Source organism: Roseobacter sp. HKCCA2468, assembly GCF_037805105.1.
In the GTDB taxonomy this organism is placed as follows: domain Bacteria; phylum Pseudomonadota; class Alphaproteobacteria; order Rhodobacterales; family Rhodobacteraceae; genus M30B80.
The window spans coordinates 586317-604570 of the sequence record NZ_JBBLYN010000001.1; the positions used below are offsets into that span (position 1 = coordinate 586317).

The 18254-nt window shown below is 56.3% G+C and carries 18 protein-coding genes; 8 read left to right on the forward strand and 10 right to left on the reverse strand.

The genetic code is table 11. The features are described from left to right. Nucleotides 1–7: 7 nt before the first annotated feature. The 8 genes from hfq to dusB form a co-directional block, all read right to left on the reverse strand. A complete protein-coding gene (hfq, locus tag AAC620_RS02975; protein ID WP_317654620.1) occupies nt 8–241 on the reverse strand; it encodes an RNA chaperone Hfq in 234 nt (77 codons plus the stop codon). 132 nt (nt 242–373) lie between these two features. Continuing rightward, nucleotides 374–1882 (reverse strand): TrkH family potassium uptake protein, encoded by a 1509-nt coding sequence (locus AAC620_RS02980; protein ID WP_340242742.1) that lies wholly within the window; start codon nt 1880–1882, stop codon nt 374–376. Nucleotides 1883–1941: 59 nt separating this feature from the next. After that, a complete protein-coding gene (gene trkA / locus AAC620_RS02985; RefSeq protein WP_317654618.1) occupies nt 1942–3318 on the reverse strand; it encodes a Trk system potassium transporter TrkA in 1377 nt (458 codons plus the stop codon). Between the two features lie 108 nt (nt 3319–3426). Further along, nucleotides 3427–4815: a nitrogen assimilation response regulator NtrX gene (gene ntrX / locus AAC620_RS02990; protein ID WP_340242743.1), complete on the reverse strand. Its 1389-nt coding sequence runs from the start codon at nt 4813–4815 to the stop codon at nt 3427–3429. 13 nt (nt 4816–4828) lie between these two features. Further along, nucleotides 4829–7081 (reverse strand): ATP-binding protein, encoded by a 2253-nt coding sequence (locus AAC620_RS02995; RefSeq protein ID WP_445322425.1) that lies wholly within the window; start codon nt 7079–7081, stop codon nt 4829–4831. A 96-nt stretch (nt 7082–7177) separates the two neighbouring features. Beyond that, nucleotides 7178–8572: a response regulator gene (locus AAC620_RS03000; RefSeq protein ID WP_340242744.1), complete on the reverse strand. Its 1395-nt coding sequence runs from the start codon at nt 8570–8572 to the stop codon at nt 7178–7180. Nucleotides 8573–8587: 15 nt separating this feature from the next. After that, a complete protein-coding gene (locus AAC620_RS03005; RefSeq protein WP_340242745.1) occupies nt 8588–9655 on the reverse strand; it encodes a two-component system sensor histidine kinase NtrB in 1068 nt (355 codons plus the stop codon). After that, nucleotides 9652–10656, reverse strand: coding sequence for a tRNA dihydrouridine synthase DusB (dusB, locus tag AAC620_RS03010; RefSeq protein ID WP_340242746.1), 1005 nt, complete (start codon nt 10654–10656; stop codon nt 9652–9654). Before dusB ends, AAC620_RS03005 begins: the two co-directional genes overlap by 4 nt. A gap of 192 nt (nt 10657–10848) precedes the next feature. Here dusB and AAC620_RS03015 point away from each other — a divergent pair, with 192 nt between their 5' ends. From AAC620_RS03015 to AAC620_RS03030, 4 genes are all read left to right on the forward strand, one after another. After that, nucleotides 10849–12048 carry a bifunctional 2-C-methyl-D-erythritol 4-phosphate cytidylyltransferase/2-C-methyl-D-erythritol 2,4-cyclodiphosphate synthase gene (locus AAC620_RS03015; RefSeq protein ID WP_340242747.1) on the forward strand — a complete coding sequence of 400 codons (1200 nt, stop codon included), beginning with the start codon at nt 10849–10851 and terminating at the stop codon, nt 12046–12048. Then, the gene (locus tag AAC620_RS03020) at nt 12045–12533 is read left to right on the forward strand and encodes a phosphatidylglycerophosphatase A family protein (protein ID WP_340242748.1); all 489 of its coding nucleotides are present in this window, start codon (nt 12045–12047) and stop codon (nt 12531–12533) included. Before AAC620_RS03015 ends, AAC620_RS03020 begins: the two co-directional genes overlap by 4 nt. Beyond that, nucleotides 12521–13000, forward strand: a complete 480-nt coding sequence (locus AAC620_RS03025) for a CinA family protein (RefSeq protein WP_340242749.1) — start codon at nt 12521–12523, stop codon at nt 12998–13000. Before AAC620_RS03020 ends, AAC620_RS03025 begins: the two co-directional genes overlap by 13 nt. Before the next feature lie 149 nt (nt 13001–13149). Then, nucleotides 13150–14331, forward strand: coding sequence for an ammonium transporter (locus AAC620_RS03030; protein WP_340242750.1), 1182 nt, complete (start codon nt 13150–13152; stop codon nt 14329–14331). Between the two features lie 48 nt (nt 14332–14379). Here the strand turns inward: AAC620_RS03030 and AAC620_RS03035 are convergent, their stop codons facing one another. Further along, the gene (locus AAC620_RS03035) at nt 14380–14832 is read right to left on the reverse strand and encodes a type II toxin-antitoxin system RatA family toxin (RefSeq protein WP_317654608.1); all 453 of its coding nucleotides are present in this window, start codon (nt 14830–14832) and stop codon (nt 14380–14382) included. Nucleotides 14833–14910: 78 nt separating this feature from the next. Between AAC620_RS03035 and hpt the strand changes: the two genes are divergently transcribed. The 4 genes from hpt to AAC620_RS03055 all read left to right on the forward strand — a co-directional run bounded on the left by hpt (nt 14911) and on the right by AAC620_RS03055 (nt 17238). After that, the gene (hpt, locus tag AAC620_RS03040) at nt 14911–15447 is read left to right on the forward strand and encodes a hypoxanthine phosphoribosyltransferase (RefSeq protein WP_340242751.1); all 537 of its coding nucleotides are present in this window, start codon (nt 14911–14913) and stop codon (nt 15445–15447) included. 66 nt (nt 15448–15513) lie between these two features. Then, the gene (locus AAC620_RS03045) at nt 15514–15675 is read left to right on the forward strand and encodes a hypothetical protein (protein ID WP_317654606.1); all 162 of its coding nucleotides are present in this window, start codon (nt 15514–15516) and stop codon (nt 15673–15675) included. Nucleotides 15676–15860: 185 nt separating this feature from the next. Further along, nucleotides 15861–16328 (forward strand): c-type cytochrome, encoded by a 468-nt coding sequence (locus AAC620_RS03050; RefSeq protein ID WP_340242752.1) that lies wholly within the window; start codon nt 15861–15863, stop codon nt 16326–16328. Nucleotides 16329–16350: 22 nt separating this feature from the next. After that, nucleotides 16351–17238, forward strand: a complete 888-nt coding sequence (locus AAC620_RS03055) for a cytochrome c (RefSeq protein WP_340242753.1) — start codon at nt 16351–16353, stop codon at nt 17236–17238. Here the strand turns inward: AAC620_RS03055 and lipA are convergent. Then, entirely contained in the window at nt 17235–18185 is a 951-nt protein-coding gene (gene lipA, locus AAC620_RS03060) for a lipoyl synthase (protein ID WP_317654603.1), read from the reverse strand. The genes AAC620_RS03055 and lipA overlap by 4 nt on opposite strands. Between the last annotated feature and the right edge of the window lie 69 nt (nt 18186–18254).

Below are 18254 nucleotides of genomic sequence, written 5' to 3' on the forward strand. Positions count from 1 at the left end.
TTTGGCGTCACTCTTCGCCTTCATAGAGACTGATTGGTTGCGCGGGCATAATCGTGGAGATCGCATGCTTATAGACAAGCTGCGACTGGCCATCGCGGCGCAGAAGCACGCAGAAATTATCAAACCAAGTGATGACGCCTTGCAGCTTCACCCCGTTAATCAAGAAAATTGTCACAGGCACTTTTGCCTTGCGCACATGGTTCAGGAAAGAATCCTGCAAGTTTGTTTTCGTGTCGGCCATTTTAGTTTCGCCTTATCGTTGTGCTGTTTGGTTGGCTCCAAACACTGTCAGATTGCGTCAAGTATGAAGATAATTTTGGGAAAATTAAACCCCGATTCCAAACTGCCAAAATAAAACGTGAAAAAATATATATTAACCGCGCCAGAACCGTGGCGAGATCAATGCGACCAGCACCAATGTCTCCATCCGCCCCACAATCATCGCAAAGGCCAGTAACATTTTGGCAAGGTCATTCAAACCCGTGAAGCTGATCGCCGTTTCACCCCCAACAGAGGCCAAAGGCCCTGTGGTGGTGAGCGCAGAGATGGTCAAAATCATGGCTGTCTCAAAATCGAGGCCCGTGGCTGCCAAAAGACACATGAACAGCGCCATGGAGAGGGTTAAAAGCATGAAAAACACCCATGCGATATAGGCCCCCTCACGGCGAATACGCCGCCCCAAGCGGCCTGCGCCCGCGACCGAATGCGGGTGGATCAGTTTCTCGACCTCTCGCAACCCGTGCTTATAGAGCGCGTAAACTCGCAGCAACTTCACCCCGCCCGCCGTGGTCGCAACCCCACCCCCCATCAGGGCCAGACCGATCAACACCATGCCCGGCGCATCAATGCCCGACCATTGGCTTGCAGCATCCCAGCCTTGGCTGACAAAGCCCGTTGTGGTCAGGAAAGAGGCCACGGTGAATATGCCCCCCCATAGGGATGTTACCGCATCTGAAAACTGCGCTGTTTCCGTCTCAACGGCACCAAACCAATGGCGCAGGAATAACAGCGCAGGCACGATCACAATCGCGGCTAAGGCCAAACGCACTTCGCGATCTTTTAACATGCGGCGCGGGTATTCGCGGTTCAACGCATGGGTAAAGCTGCGGCGTGACAGGGCGAAGATAAAAAAGATCAAAACCATCGCCTCGGCCCCAACAGATCCGATTTGACCATTCAAACTGATCCCCGATGTGGACAAGGTTGACATTGCATGGATCAGCGCGGGCAAGCTTTCCGACCCTGTGATCATCAGCAAAACCCACAAGATAATCGTTAAGGCGATATAGGTCGGGGCCAAGCGGCGTGCATGTTTCACAAGGCGCTGCTCTGGCGTAGCGGCGCGCATCTGCCCTGCTGATCGGGTCTGAAGCCCCTGCACCTGCGCCTCGGATGTCACCTCATAGCCGCCCAAATTCAGCGGTGCCAAAATCGCAATCGCAGAGAGCCAGATTAAGAAACCGCCAAACCACGCCACTGTCGCGCGCCACATCACCAACGGATCGCTGAGGCGTTCTGCATCAAAGAAACTGGCGCCTGTCGTGGTCAGGCTCGAAACCATATCGATATAGCAGGTGAAAAAGCGGGCATCCTCCATGGAGGCATCCATAGGAAAGGCCAAGATCAGCGGCAAAAGCAGATAGGCCAAAAGCAAGGTGATCAGCTGTGTCCACCCCGTTTGCACCCGCGCGGAATTGGTGGTTACAAACCCAAGAAGCATTGCCAGAATGAAGAATAAAATTGCGCTGTAAAAGAAGACGCGGCTTGTTGGCATGTCGTCTTGCCCCAAAGCCACGATTGAGGGCAATAACATCGCCCCTGCCGAAATCCCGATGAGGATCACGAACAGCGGCAGTTTAGCGATGCTTTGACCAATGCTCATACTGACTTCATGGGCTGACTTCACGGGCTGACTAGACGGGCGGGCCGCGGCGGCGGCGCTTAAAAGAAATCGACCGAGACTTGTAACAGCGCCTCGACCGCAGGCACATCTTTCGACAAGGCGAACATCACGATAATATCGCCCTCATCCAAACGGGTCGAGCCTGCAGGGCGGATCACATCCCCCGCTTTCAGCAGCGCCCCAACCAAAACGCCCTCGGGGAATTCGATATCGCGGATTTGCTTACCCGCAAGCGGCGAGGTCGACATTACTTCGGCCTCGATGATCTCGGCCTCGGCATCGCCAATTGAATAAACCCCTTGCACACGGCCATGGCGGATATGGCGCAGGATGCTCGACACTGTGGTTGCACGCGGGTTGACATAGGCATCAATGTCCAATGGGCCCATCATCGGCACCATAGTAGGATCATTCACAAGCGCAATCGCCATCCCTGCCCCTTCGGCCTTAGCGCGCACAGAGGCGAGAAGGTTGGTTTTATCATCATCCGTGACGCAAAGAACGGCGTCTGATTTATCAATCCCCGCCTCGCGCAGAATCTCGATATCCATGCCATCGCCATAAAGCACGATGGAGCGTTCCAACGCATCTGCCGCCCGTTCAGCGCGGGCGCGATTGGCCTCGATCAGACGCACGCGGGGACGATGTGCAGCACTTTCCAATTTGCGCGCAACAGCAAGCCCCACATTGCCCCCGCCAATGATCACAACACGCTCTTGGCGCGATTGCGTTTTGCCAAAAATCTCAAGGGTGCGCGCCGCATCATCCGTATGGGTAAAGACGTAAATCTGATCTCCTGCAAAGAGCTGATCGCGAGGTTCAGGGGCAAAAAGCGTGCCGTCACGGCGCACCCCCACGACCATCGCGCGCAAGGTCGAGAACAATTCCGTCAACTGGCGCAACGGGGTTTCCAAGACGGGGCTGTCATCCTCAAGCTGAATGCCAAGCAGCTGCACCTTACCGCTGAGGAATACCTCGGACTCAAAACTTGCGGGTTGTGACAAGCGGCGCAATGCGGCCTCGGCCACCTCGCGTTCGGGAGAAATTACAACATCAATGGGCAGGTGATCCCTACGATAGAGATCGGAATAATCCGCCTTGAGGTAGGATTGAGCACGCAATCGCGCGATTTTGCGCGGAACCCCAAAGACCGAGTGCGCCACTTGACAGGTGACCATGTTCACCTCGTCAGAATAAGTAGCTGCGATAACCATATCGGCATCGCGCGCGCCTGCGCGCTCTAGCACATCGGGGTGGCTGGCAAACCCCGTGAGGCCCTGCACATCCAACGTATCGGTCGCACGGCGCACCAATTCGGGGTTATTATCCACCACCGTTACATCGTTGCTTTCGCCTGAAAGATGTCGCGCAATTTGCCAACCCACTTGGCCCGCGCCACAAATGATGACTTTCATCTTTCCCGTATCCTTACGCGATAACGTTCAGTGCGCCTTCAAGGGGATCAGGATTGGCAGAAACCCAGCACGGGGTCAATTGCCAATACCCACCCGCATGATCGTGGCTTACTCCACCTCTTCGCCTGCTTGTGTCTTACCAGATGTCACCACGCCAAGCGATTTCAGCTTGCGGTGCAGCGCGCTGCGCTCCATCCCGACAAAGCCCGCAGTTCGGCTGATATTGCCGCCAAAGCGGTTGATCTGGGCCATCAGATATTGCCGTTCGAACAATTCACGCGCCTCTCGCAAGGGCAGCATGGTCAAACCCGGTGAGAGGCTCGCCTCACTGGTGCCTGATTTTCCTTCATCGCTCATAGGAAGATCATCCAAGCTGATCGGGCCTGTCCCTTCGCCCAGGATCAAGACGCGCTCAATCAAGTTGCGCAATTGGCGCACATTGCCTGGCCAGCGCATGGTTTGCAAAGTTGCCATCGCATCATCGGCAATTTTGCGCAAAGCCAGACCTTGCTCGCGGTGGAACATCTCGATGAAATATTCAGCCAAGATCGGAATATCTTCGCTGCGCGCCTCAAGGCTTGGCACCTCAATCGGCACAACATTGAGGCGGTGATACAGCTCCTCGCGGAAGCGACCTTCGGAAATTTCGTTTGGCAGATGTTTTGTCGTTGAGGAAATCACCCGCAAATCCACATGCACCTTTGAAGCACCGCCAACGCGGGTAAAGGCCTGATCGACCAAAACCCGCAAGATTTTCGACTGCGTGCCAAGGGGCATATCCGCCACTTCATCAAGCAGCAAAACACCGCCATTTGCCTGCTCAAGCAACCCCTGCTCAACCCCGCGTTCGGGGCTTTCGCGGCCAAACAGCACCACCTCCATCTGATCAGGTGCAATCGCGGCACAGGCCACAGTGACAAAAGGCCCGTCCGAACGGTTGGAATGCGCATGAATATAGCGCGCGGCCATCTCCTTGCCGCTGCCCGCAGGGCCTGTCAGCATCACGCGACCATTGGATTTCGTGACCTTATCCAATTGCGATTTGAGATTGCGGAAGGTGGCAGATTGCCCAAGCATTTCGCCAACCCGCGTCTCGCCACGTTTCAGTGCCGAATTCTCGCGGCGCAGTTTGGACGTCTCCATCGCGCGGCGAATGACCACCAAGAGTTGATCAATATTGAAGGGCTTTTCAATAAAATCATAAGCCCCCTGTTTTATCGCAGCCACCGCGATTTCGATATTCCCATGACCGGAAATGATGACCACAGGCACTTCAGGCATATCGCGCTTGACCGTTTTGAGGATATCAATCCCATCCATATGGCTGTCTTTAAGCCAAATATCGAGGATGATCAGCGCGGGCAGCTCTTGCTGCAATTGCGCCATGCATTCATCGGAATTTCCCGCCATGCGCGTGGAAAACCCCTCATCCTGCAGAATATCGCAAACCAATTCGCGAATATCACGCTCATCATCGACAACAAGTATATCAGCCATGAATACCCCTCATTTAGCCAATCATTAACGGCAGGTGGATAACCGCCTGCGCTCCTTGATGCGCGCCATCCCCAAATGGCGGCGCATCTCTCAATTCTAGGCTTGCGCCATGTTCTTCGATTATTTTTTTCACAATCGGCAGGCCAAGCCCCGTCCCCTTTTCACGGGTGGTGACGTACGGCTCAAAGAGGCGCGCGCGGTCTTCGGGCAGGCCTATTCCATTGTCGCTGATTGTAATTTTCAGCACGGGCTGCGCGGCACCAGTCTCGACCCCCAAAGCCACGCGGATCTCGCCGTGATGGGGCGTTTGTGGATGTTTCTCGCAATATGTTTCGATGGCCTCGCCCGCGTTTTTGATCAAATTGGTAAAAGCTTGCCCAATCATAGTTGCGTCAATCTCCGCCCAAATCTCGCCTTCGGGCTTTGTCAGGGTGATCTCCACCTCAGGCTGACCTGCGCGTTGAAGGGTCACAACCCCCTCCAACAGCTTGGCGATATCCTCACGGCGGCGGCTTGGTTCAGGCATACGCGCAAAGCGCGAGAACTCATCCACAATATGGGCCAGATCATTGGTCTGGCGCACAATCACATCGGTCAACTCTTTCAGGCTTTGTCCGTCTTCTTCAGGCAAAATCTTAGTAAATTTACGGGCCGCACGTTCCGCTGACAAACGAATAGGGGTGAGTGGATTTTTGATCTCATGTGCAATGCGCCGCGCGACATCACCCCATGCGGCCATGCGCTGTGCCGCGACCAAATCGCTGACATCATCAAATGCAACCACATATCCCTCAATCGCGCCATCACTGCGCCCCCGCACTGCGATGCGCACCAAAAGCGTCTCTTGCGCCCCATTTCGGGTGAGGCGCAATTCCTCTTGCAACGTATCGCTGCCCCGTTCCCGCAAGCGCGAGGGCAGATCAGCAAATTCTGGCACAAGCGCCGCCAAGGCACCGTGATGCTGCAATTCATCCTCAGACAGGCTCAAAAGCCGCTGCGCAGAGCGGTTGATAAACTCAACATCGCCCTCTGCTGTGACACCAATCACGCCAGCCGTAACCGACCCAAGCACACTATCAAAGAGGCGTCTTTGACCCTCGGTTCTGTCATTTTGTTCAACCAAGCGATCGCGCTGCGCCTTAAGTTGCAAGGTCATCTGGTTGAACACGCGACCAAGCGTTGCGATTTCATCGCCGCTTTTTTCTTCAGGCACGCGCGCCTCAAGATCACCGTCACCGATCCGTTCGGCGGCGGCGGCCAACCGCCCCACGGGACGCGACAGACGTTCGGCAAACCACAGCCCCAACCAAATGGCCGCCATGATCACAATCAGCGCAAAGCCAATATAGAGCAGGCCAAATTCGAATAACACGCGCCCGCGCTCATTTTCCAATTGTCTGTAAAGCTGCACAGTTTGTTGGGTTTCATCGAGCAGCGACATAATCTGCCCATCCACCTCGCGGCTGACATAGAGATAGCGGTCAAGATATTGCGAGAGCTTCAGCAGGGCGCGGAACTCGTTTTGGGCGCGATCTTCGATCAACACCACCTCACCCTCAGCCGCACGGATAAGATCAGCGTCACTGGGTTGATCATAATCAAATAAATACGAGCGTTCGCCGCGCGCGCGAATTTCGCCTGTTGCACTGATCACATAAGCTTCGCGCAGACCACGCTGGATAAGGCCCTGCCCTTGCCCCAAAAGGCGGCGAAGGTCGCCATCGGTGGCAGCCCCATCATTGCGTGCGGCATTGTCCAAAAAGGCCGCAAGGGCGCGCGCATCTTCGTCTAAATCCGTGCGATGTTCTTGTTGATAAGCAATGGCCGCATCCACCGAATTGCCAAGCGCGCCTGAAACACGGGTCGAAAACCATCCTTCAAGTCCCATGTTCAGGGTAATGGTTGCAAAGACCGCGACCAGAATGGTCGGCAAAAGTGCAACAATCGCAAAGACACCTGTCAGGCGCATATGCAATCGCGATCCTTGCGAGCGGCTGCGCCGTGCTGCGATCATCCGCACCACTTGGCGCGCCACGAGCGCGGCAATTACAAGAATATAGACCAAATCCGCCAACAAGATCAGGCGCAAGGCAGGCGAAGAGGCTAAATCGCCAAGCGGGCCAAGCACCAAAAAGGTCAAAAGCGCCAATACAGGCCCGAGCGTTACAAGCCCCAATGTGCCCGCATTACGCAAGCGCTTGGTGCTTTGTAACAGGATCAATCGGCGCCAAGCCGATATCGCCTTATCATTTGATGGCTTTGCCACCTGCCCCGCCTGTCTTTTACGCGACCCGCAAACGCGGCCACGAATTTCGCCTGACGCGCGCCATATGTCGCCCATATGTCACGCCCTGTGGCGGGTTTACATCAATTTGCGCCGCCGTGTCACGCGTATATCGAGATCAGAGACTTTCTTTCTGAGGGTATTTCGGTTGATCCCGAGCAAATCGGCACATTTCGCCTGATTGCCGCCCGTGGCCTCAAGCGCGATTTCCAAAAGTGGCGTTTCCACTTCGCGCAGGATTCGTGCGTGCAAGCCTGGGGGGGGCAAAACACTGCCGTGAAGATCAAAATAACGCCGCAAATGCTTGGCCACAGAGGCGGATAAACGGTCCCCATCGCCGCCGCCTGTTAATGGCTCCATCGCGGGCTGGTTGCCAAGCACAATTTGCAATTCGGCACGCGCGATTTCTTCGCCCTGTCCTGTGACCACCAAACGGCGAATGGTGTTTTCCAATTGCCGCACATTTCCCGGCCATGAATAGGCGCGCATCAATTCAACCGCATCATCGGACAAGCGGCGCAAGGGCATGCCATCGCGTTCAGCGCGGATCAAGAAATGCTCGGCCAAAAGCGCAATATCATCCACCCTTTCGCGCAAGGAGGGCACAGAAATCGACACACCCCCAAGGCGGTAGAATAAATCTTGGCGGAAATCGCCTGCATCCATTTTTTCGGACAGATCGCGCTGGCTTGTGGCCATCACACGGGCATCATTCTCGCGCATCGTGTCAAGCAGACGCACGATACGGGCCTGCGCCTCATCGCTGAGATCAGACACCTCATCAAACAGGATCGAGCCGCCCTTGGCCCGCGCAAGCAGCGTGGAGGGGCCATCGACCCCCTCAAGATCATCGGCGCTCGCCACAACAAAAGGCAGCGTGCGGCGGTCTGAGAAATCATGGATCGCCCGCGCAATCAGGCTTTTGCCCGTGCCGCTTTCGCCAGAAATCAGAACGGGCAGATCGGTGTTCATTACCCGCGCAACCAATCGATAGAGCGCCTGCATCGCAGCCGTGCGCCCCACAAGCGGCAGATCATGCTGCGCGACAGTGGCGCGGGCCTCACCATCGGCGCCAGTATCCCGCGCAGGCGGCGCAACAGCCGCCCGCCGCTTTTGATCCAGCGCGCGGGCCGCGCGTTTCATCAAATCTGGCAAGTCAAAGGGTTTGGGCAAATAATCATAGGCATCTTTTTCGGTGGCTTGGATCGCCGTCATGATCGTATTTTGGGCCGATATGATGATGACCGGCAGGCCGGGGCGCGTTTCGGTGATCTTCGGCAATGTCTCAAGGCCGTTGCCATCTGGCATGACCACATCAGAGATCACCAGATCGCCCTTGCCCTCTTCGACCCACCGCATCAGCGTCATCAAGCTAGAGGTTGCGTGAACCTTGCACCCTGCCCGCGTCAACGCCTGCGTCAATACAGTGCGGATTGTGCGGTCATCATCTGCAACCAGAACGGTGCCATCCATCGTCTCAACTCCTACTCACACGCCGCGCGGCGCGATTGGCAAAGATATCCGAAACACTGTTCGGCCTGGCACGCTGTCCAACGCGATCCAGCCATCGTGGTCGGAAATGATTTTAGAAACCAAGGCAAGGCCAAGCCCCGTGCCATTTTCGCGCCCCGATACGAAGGGTTCAAAAATTTCGCTTTGACGCTCGGGCGCAATGCCTGGGCCATCGTCAATGATCTCGACCTGCAGGGGCATAGATGCGGCGCTGCCATCGCGTTTGCGCAGTCGCAAGCCCGCCTCGTAAAAACTGCGAATGGTGATTGTGCCCCCTTCACGGCCCGCTTCGGCGGCGTTTTTCAAAAGGTTCAAGAACACCTGCAAAATCTGATCCGAGTCCACCCAAGTCGGCGGCAAAGACGGGTCATATTGATCCAAAATGCGCATATGCGCAGCAAACCCCACCGCCGCAGATTTGCGCGCGCGATCAAGGATGTCGTGGATATTGACCGCCTTACATTCAGGCGGGCGCAGATTTCCGAATTCTTCGACCTGCTCAAGCAGTTTTACGATACGCCGCGTTTCCTCTACGATGAGATCGGTCAACTCACGGTCTTCGCCGCTGGCATTCATCGATATCAACTGCGCGGCACCCGTGATGCCCGCAAGCGGGTTTTTGATCTCATGGGCCAGCATCTCGGCCATACCAATGGCTGACCGCGCGGCGGATTTACTGACCAAGCCCCGATCAAGCCGCCCCGCCAATTCGCGGCTTTCAAGCAGCATCATCACCTGATCGCCCCCCTCGCTCACAGGGGCAAGCTGCACATCACAAGATACTGGTTTTTTGGATCCCGTGCCAACATCCACACCGCCCACAAAAAGCGCGGATTGACCTTGACGCACGCGGGCCAATGCCTCCTCCATCGGGGCATCCACAAAGACGCGATCCCAGACAGGGTTGCCTGTCAAACTGCGTTCGGATGCGTTCAGAAATGTCTCAGCCGCAGGATTGACCGATAGGATCAAATCGCCCCCGTCAATGATCAGCGCGGGGATTGGCAAGGATGACCAGATCATGTCGGATGTGACAGGGCTCATGCGGCGCAGCCCGTTTGTGCGTGCCCATCGGTTAGCGCCGCACGCAGCAGGCGCAACACCTGTTCGGGGTCATCTGTGGTCAGCACGGCACGCCGTGGCGCATCCCCAACTCCAGCCGCATCCAGATACCAACCCAGATGCTTGCGGGCGACCTTTGCCCCCAGTGTTTTGCCGTAAAAGGACAGCATATCCTCGTAATGGCGCGCGATGATCTGAAAAAGAGCCGCACCTTTGGGGGTATCAGCGCGCGTCTGGCCCGATAGACCCGCCGCGATATCGCGCAGCACCCAAGGCCGCCCTTGCGCACCGCGCCCGACCATGACGCCATTTGCCCCCGATTGCGCCATCGCCCGCGTGGCGCTTTGCGCATCCACGATATCGCCATTGGCAATCAGCGGAATATCAACCACCTCACGAAAGGCGCGAATGGCCTGCCAATTGGCATGGCCTTTATAGAACTGTGCGCGTGTGCGGCCATGCACGGTTAGCATGGCAATCCCCAAATCTTGGGCCATACGGGCGACCTGTGGTGCGTTTTCGCAGGCATCATCCCAACCAAGGCGCATCTTAAGGGTGACGGGAACCGAAACTGCACATGTCACCGCCTCAAGCACGGCGCGGGCATGAGACAGATCACGCAGCAAAGCCGCCCCACAGGCCCCCGCACCTGAGCCAGATGTGACCTTTTTCGCAGGGCAGCCCATATTGATATCAATGATCCTTGCCCCTTCGGCCTCTGCCATGCGGGCGGCCTCCCCCATCCAATGGGGATTACGGCCAGCCAATTGAACGGCTGAGGCCGCAATGCCGAACCCAAGCTCGGCCTTCGCGCGGGCGGCGGGCTTGGCGTTAACCATATCTTGGCTTGCAACCATCTCTGAGACGACCAACCCCGCCCCGAAAGACGCAACCAATTTGCGATACGGCAAATCGGTGATCCCCGCCATCGGGGCCAGAAAGACGGGCGGGTCAAGAGTGATATCGCCAAGTTGGATGGGCATGTGCGCTGTGCTGCCTATTCTTTGTGCAGATGGGTTTGGCCTAATCTGCTTTGGGGCGGGAGATCAAAAGAAACGCGACCTTATACTGGGGCAATTTACACAAATGCACAATATTTAATCACCACGACCAAAAAATGTGCAGGACGCTGATCCGTATTGTGCGTCATAGGCTTAGCCCCTATCACCTGATCCATGGATAAATCTGGCCCATCCCACACCGCACACTGTTTGACGGCTGCACCGCTCGTGGCGCTGGTTGTGGCCGCGGGTCGGGGCACGCGCGCAGGCGGCGGTTTGCCCAAACAATATCGCAGCTTGGGGGGCGTCCCCGTTTTACGCCGCGCCGTTCAGGCGCTCTGGGATGCTGCGGATTTCGCGCAAACCATCGTGGTTATTCACCCCGATGATGAGGCGCTCGCCCGTGAGGCGCTTGGCGCGGATGCCGAGCTACTCACATTCGCCCTCGGCGGGGCCACGCGCAGCGCCTCGGTGCAGGCGGGTTTGGCCGCCGTGAGTGATAAATCCGCCCATGTCTTGATCCATGATGCCGCGCGCCCCTTTGTAGCGACCCGCATCGTGCAAGATGTGATTGCCGCGCTGCGCGAACCCGGCTGTTTTGCTGCCGCACCTGCCCTGCCCATGACCGATGCCCTGTGGCGCGCGGGCGAAGGCCACGTTTCACAAATTCAATCTCGAGATGGGTTGTTTCGCGCACAAACGCCACAAGCCTTTCATTATTCCACCATTTCACAAGCCTATGCCGCCGCAGGCGAAGACGCCGCAGATGATGTCGCAATTGCCCTAGCGCATGGCGTGAAAATTAAGGTGGTTGCGGGGGATGAACAAAATTTTAAACTGACCACAGCGGCGGATTTTATCCGCGCGGGCCATGTCATAGGGGCAAGCGGCGCAATGGATATTCGGATTGGTAATGGCTTTGATGTTCATGCGTTTTGCGCGGGGGATCACGTGATCCTATGCGGGGTGAAAATTCCGCATGATCGCGCGCTCAAAGGGCATTCGGACGCGGATGTTGGGTTGCACACGGTAACAGATGCGATTTACGGGGCCTTGGCCGAAGGGGATATTGGCACCCATTTCCCGCCATCCGACCCGCAATGGAAAGGCGCGCAAAGCGACATTTTCCTCATTCATGCAGTCAAACTGGCAGCATCGCGTGGCTATGGGATCAGTAATGTTGATCTGACCTTCATGTGCGAGGCCCCAAAGATCGGGCCCGTCTCAGCCGCGATGCGTGCGCGTTTGGCAGAATTGCTGAGCATCGACCTAGATCGCGTATCGGTCAAAGCCACAACAACCGAAAAACTGGGCTTTACAGGCCGCAAAGAAGGGATCGCCGCAATGGCCACAGTCACATTGGTGAAACCATGACATATTGGATTGCAACTGTTTTTGGCGTGGGTCGCCTGCGCCCTGCCCCTGGCACATGGGGCAGCTTGGCCGCGCTGCCGCTTGCATGGGCCTTACATGAATTGGGCGGGTTTTGGCTGCTTGCCACGGCGACAATCGCCGTCTTTGCCCTTGGATCATGGGCGATTGAAACAGAAATCCGCAGTGGCGCCGAAGATGACCCATCGGAATTCGTGATTGACGAGGTCGCAGGACAATGGATCGCGCTCTGGCCCGTCTCTTATGGGGCGATCTTCGCAGATGTCTCTATCTTGGCGCTGTGGCCAGGCATTCTGACGGCCTTTATCGCGTTTCGTCTTTTCGACATTTGGAAACCCGCCCCCGTGGCTTGGGCAGATGCCAAGCGCGGCGGGGTTTGGGTGATGATGGATGATGTGATTGCAGGCTGGCTTGCCGCGCTTGTGGTCGCAATTCTGGCCGCTATTGCGCATCTATGGCTGATTTAAGCGCGGATATCATCCAGACGGCCCGCGACAAGGGGCTGCGCATCGCGACTGCCGAAAGCTGCACGGGCGGGATGGTCAGTGCCGCGCTGACCGATATTGCAGGATCAAGCGCCGTATTTGAGCGCGGCTTTGTTACCTATTCCAATCAGGCCAAAATTGACCTTCTCGGTGTCTCGCCTGAGACGCTTGCGGCGTTCGGCGCGGTTTCAAACGAGGTTGCGCGTGAAATGGCCCTTGGCGCGAAAACCCGTGCGGGGGTTGAGATGGCCGTGTCAATTACCGGCATCGCAGGGCCTGGGGGTAGCGCACATAAACCTGAGGGCCGCATTTGCTTTGGCCTTGCAAGCCCTGCAGGCGTGGCGGTCGAGCAAGTTGATTTTGGTGCGCTTGGACGCGCGAATGTGCGCATCGCCGCGCGCGATTACGCCTTGCGCCTGCTGCACGACGCCATTTCGCAAAGCGATTAAAATTTAAGCATAGCGTGTAATTTGCGCATTAATTTCGCGCCAATTTGAAGATTGACCAAGATTTCATCGCCCATTTCACAGCTTGCCTCTTTTTTCGTCAGATGAATCCCGCTTTGAGGCGGGCAAATGACAAAAGAAGGGACGATGCAATGAATGCTGCCGATACAGCGTGGATCATAGTCGCCACAGCGTTGGTTCTGTTCATGACCTTGCCAGGCTTGGCGCTTTTCTATGGGGGGTTGGTGCGTGCGCGCAACGTGCTTAGCGTGTTTATGCATTGCTACGCAATCGCCTGTTTGATGTCGATTTTATGGCTCGCTTTTGGCTACTCCATCGCCTTTGGGTCTGGCACCTCGGGGTTTTGGGGCGGGTTGGACAAGGCATTTCTCAACGGGGTCACCGCAGATAGCCTGTCTGGCAGCCTGCCGGAAATCCTGTTTTTTGCGTTCCAAATGACCTTTGCCATTATCACGCCCGCCTTGATTGTGGGCGCCTATGTGGAACGGGTTGGGTTTGGCTTTGTGCTTTTGTTTTCTGCGCTTTGGATGCTGATCGTTTATGCGCCTGTCGTGCATTGGATCTGGGGCGGCGGCATGATGTCGGATGGTGGCATCTTTGGCGAGACAGGCGTGCGCGATTTCGCGGGCGGGATTGTCGTGCATGAAACCGCAGGCCTTGCGGCTTTGGTGATCGCAGTTTTCTTGGGCGCACGGAAAAATCAAACCACGCCCCCCCATAATCCGGGCTTTGTGATGATCGGGGCTGCGATGCTGTGGGTGGGTTGGTTCGGCTTTAACGGCGGCAGTCAGCTTGCGGCGGATGGCGGCGCGGCAATGGCGCTGACGGTCACACATATTTCTGCCGCAGCAGCCTCGCTCAGCTGGGGCCTGTGGGAGCGCGTAAAATACGGCAAGACCTCGCTTGTGGGTGTCGTCACGGGCACAATTGCAGGTTTGGCCTCTATCACCCCTGCCTCTGGCTTTGTCGGGCCTGTGGCGGCGCTGATCATCGGGACAATTGCGGGCGTTCTTTGCCAAGAGGCGGTGAATTTGATCCGTAACAAGGTCAAGATTGACGACACATTGGATGTCTTCGCTGTGCATGGTGTGGGCGGGATTTTCGGCACCATCATGATTGCCGTCTTTGGACAGGGTGCATGGGTGGCGCAGCTTGGTGCCTTAGCGGTGGTGGGCGCATACACCATCGTCTTGACCGTGGCCCTTGTAAAACTCGTTGGCATGATCACGCCGCTGCGCGTGGATGCGGAGACCGAAGTAAATGGCCTTGATCTCAGCGTCCATGGCGAACGCGCCTATGATATGAGCAGCTAAATCAAAGATTTACCTGACGATATGAAAGCGGGCTGTCAGGCCCGCTTTTTATTTTTTCCCATATAACGCCTCTGCGCGGGCCTCAAAGGCGCGCACAATCCGCGTCATCGCCTCATGGAAAAACATGCCTGCCGCCCCTTGCAGCAGGCGGTTTTTGAACTCGAAATCCACATCAAAGCTGACCTCGCACCCGCCTTCGGGCAAATCGCGCATGCGCCAATTGGAAATCATGTGGTGAAACGGCCCATCAATATAGGCGGTTTCAATCCGCATTTCTGCATCGAACAGGCGCACGCGGCTGCCAAATTTTTCGCGGAACATCTTAAAACCCACGATTAAATCCGCCAACATTTCGCGATGGTCGCCCTGATCTGTCACACTGCGCACGCGTGCGGCCACGGCCCAAGGGATGAATTCAGGATAGCGCGCCACATCCGCCACAAGATCATAGATCTCATGGGCGCGATAGGGCAGCGTGCGCGTCTCGGAATGGGAGGGCATAGACAGCCTTTCATCTTTCTTTGCACCTTGTGATGTCTTAGATATAGCGGCGGAATTCAAGGTAATGAGCGCAAGAAAATGACAGATCGCCCCTATGAAATTGACGTTTTAATCTCGGCCAAGGTTATTGCCGCGCGGATCGAGGAATTGGCACGCGAGATTGAAGCGCGATTTGAGGATACCGATAAGCTGGTGGTTGTGGGGCTTTTGCGCGGATCATTCATGTTTATCGCGGATCTGTTGCGCGAATTGAACTTGCCTGTTGAAGTCGATTTCTTAGAGGCGTCCTCCTACGGGAATGAAATGACCTCCTCGCGGGAGGTGCGAATTCTCAAGGATTTGCGCGGCGAAATCGGGGGGCGCGATGTGTTGGTTGTCGAGGATATCGTGGATACGGGTTTTACCCTGAGCCATGTTCTGTCGCTGTTAAAATCGCGTGATCCGAAGCGGTTGGAAACCATCGCACTTTTGGATAAACCCGTGCGCCGCGAGGTGGACATCAGCGCCACATGGACGGGGTTCGAAATTCCCGATCATTTTGTTGTGGGCTATGGCATTGATTACGCGCAACGAAATCGCAATTTGCCCTATATCGGCGCCGTGCGGTTCACCTAAGCCAATTGCAGCCAAGGCGATTCTGCCCCCATATGACAGGGGCTAAATCGGTTTTGGGGGTGTAAGATGGGGCCAATATGGTTGATGCGGGCGGCCAAATGGGCGCGCAACCCGCCATCGGCGCAGCAGGTGAAGCGCCTGTTGGTGATTTTCGCGATTGTATTTGCAATCTTTATTGCCGAGCGTTTGGGATTTTGGCCCGATGCCCTAACCTTACCGCCGCGTTAGGGCCGGTCATGTCTCTCACAATCTTGTGACCTTAGCGCGCTATGGCACAAGTCTTGTGCAAAATTTGCATATAAATTTCGTGCCATTCGTACTTGAATGTCGCGATACTGCTGGTGGTGACCTGATGCTGGACGGGTCATTTGGGACGACCGATTAACAATCCCGCATGAAACGGAGGGTTTCACATGACGTTTTCTGCAAGTTTCACGATCAAATCCACCCTACTGGCTGCTGCTCTTGCTATAGCGGGCCTGCCTGCTATTGCCAATGAAGGGGCGATTGGTGCGCGTCAGGGGCAGTTCAAAATTATGGCGCTGAATATTGGGGTCTTGGGCGGTATGGCACGCGGCACAGTAGACTATGATGCGGTACAGGCGCAAATTGCGGCAGATAATCTGGCGGCAATTTCGCAATTGAACCAAGCCTTTAACTGGCCCGAAGGCAGCGACATGATGGCCGCAACGACCAATCGCGCCTTGCCTGCCATTTGGGAAAATCAGGATGATTTTCTTGCAAAATGGGCGGCCTTTGGCACAGCCGCGACAGGGTTGCAGGCCGCAGCGGGCAACGGCCTTGAGGCGATGCAAGCGGCGCTTGGCCCTGTGGGGGGCAGCTGCGGCGCCTGCCACGATGCCTATCGCCAGCCCCAATAAGACATAGGATACGGGGCCGCCCATGTGGAAGAAACTGATCCTCAGCGCCAGTTTGGCCGCTTTTGGCGGATTTCTTTTGATATGGGCGGTCTTTCCGCGCAGCCCAATCACGGCAAGCACAATGGCGGCCCTCGCTGACCCCAATCTAGAGAACGGCGCGCGGGTGTTTTGGGCCGGGGGATGTGCCTCATGCCACGCAGCAAACGGGGCCGAGGGTGAGGCGCGGTTGATCTTGGCAGGTGGGCGCGCCTTTGAAACGGAATTTGGCACATTTTACGCGCCAAATATCAGCCCTGATCCGAATGCAGGCATAGGCGATTGGACAATGGCGCAGTTCCTACACGCCATGCAACATGGCCGCGAGCCGAATGGGTTGCCCCTTTATCCTGCCTTTCCTTACACAGCTTATCGTTTGGCTGACCCTCAAGATATGGCTGATCTATATGGCTATCTGCAAAGCCTGCCTGCCGACCCAAGCCTGTCGCGCGACCATGATCTGAGCTTTCCCTTCAACATCCGCCCCGCCCTATTCTTCTGGCAGGCCCTCTACCTTGAGCGGGGATATGCGGTTACGGCCCCCTTGAGTGACGAAGCCCTACGGGGCCGTTATCTGGTTGAGGCGCTCGCGCATTGCGGTGAATGCCACACCTCCCGCGGCGCGCTTGGCGCAGTGGATCATGGCGCGTGGTTGAGAGGTGCGCCAAACCCTTCGGGACAGGGGCGCATCCCCCCCCTCACCCCAGACGAATTGACATGGCCAAAGGATGAGATCGCAGCCTATCTCAATGATGGCTTCACCCCAAGCTTTGACAGTGCAGGCGGTCATATGGTCGATGTGATCCGAAACATGGCCATGCTGCAGCCCGATGATCGGGCCGCAATTGCGCAATATCTCAAAGAATTGCCTTAAGCGCCTAATTTTGCCAAACGCGCCGCTTTGAGGCGGGCAAAATCATCGCCCGCATGATAGCTAGACCGCGTCAAAGGTGTGGCCGAAACCATCAAGAACCCTTTGCCAAAGGCCGCCTTTTCATAGGCCTTGAATTCCTCGGGCGTCACAAAACGATCCACCGCGTGATGTTTTGGGGTTGGCTGAAGATATTGGCCAATGGTCAAAAAGTCGATATCGGCGGCACGCATGTCATCCATCACCTGCAACACGGCTTGGCGATCTTCCCCAAGGCCAACCATGATACCAGATTTGGTGAACATGGTTGGATCCATCTCCTTGACCCGCTGCAGCAGGCGCAGGCTATGGAAATAGCGCGCACCAGGGCGCACCTCAGGGTAAAGCCCCGGCACAGTTTCGAGGTTATGATTGAACACATCAGGCTTTGCACGCACCACGATTTCCAAAACACTTGGGTCGCATTTCAAAAAATCAGGGGTTAGAATCTCGATGGTCGTGTCCGGGGATTGACGGCGAATAGCGCGAATGGTCTGGGCAAAATGTTCTGCCCCACCATCCTCAATGTCATCGCGATCCACCGAAGTGATGACAACGTGGTTCAGGCCAAGTTTCTTGACCGCATCGGCCACGCGGCCCGGTTCGAAGACATCCAAGGCCTCGGGCGGTTTACCGGTTGCGATATTACAAAAGGTGCAGGCACGGGTGCAAACCTCGCCCATAATCATCATTGTGGCGTGACCTTGGCTCCAACATTCGCCGACATTGGGGCAACCCGCCTCCTCGCAAACGGTGGTCAATTTATGCTCGCGCATAATTTTATGCGTGGCCTTATAGCCTTCCCCAACAGGGGCCTTCACCCTTATCCAAGAGGGTTTTTTCGGCTGTGCCTGATCGGGACGATGCGCCTTTTCTGGGTGACGCTGCTCGGGCAATTTAAGGTCGCGCATGGGTCTGGCTCCGTGACGTTGCGGGGGTAATTTAATCCCTTTGCCACACGATTGTAACCCCGCAGATCA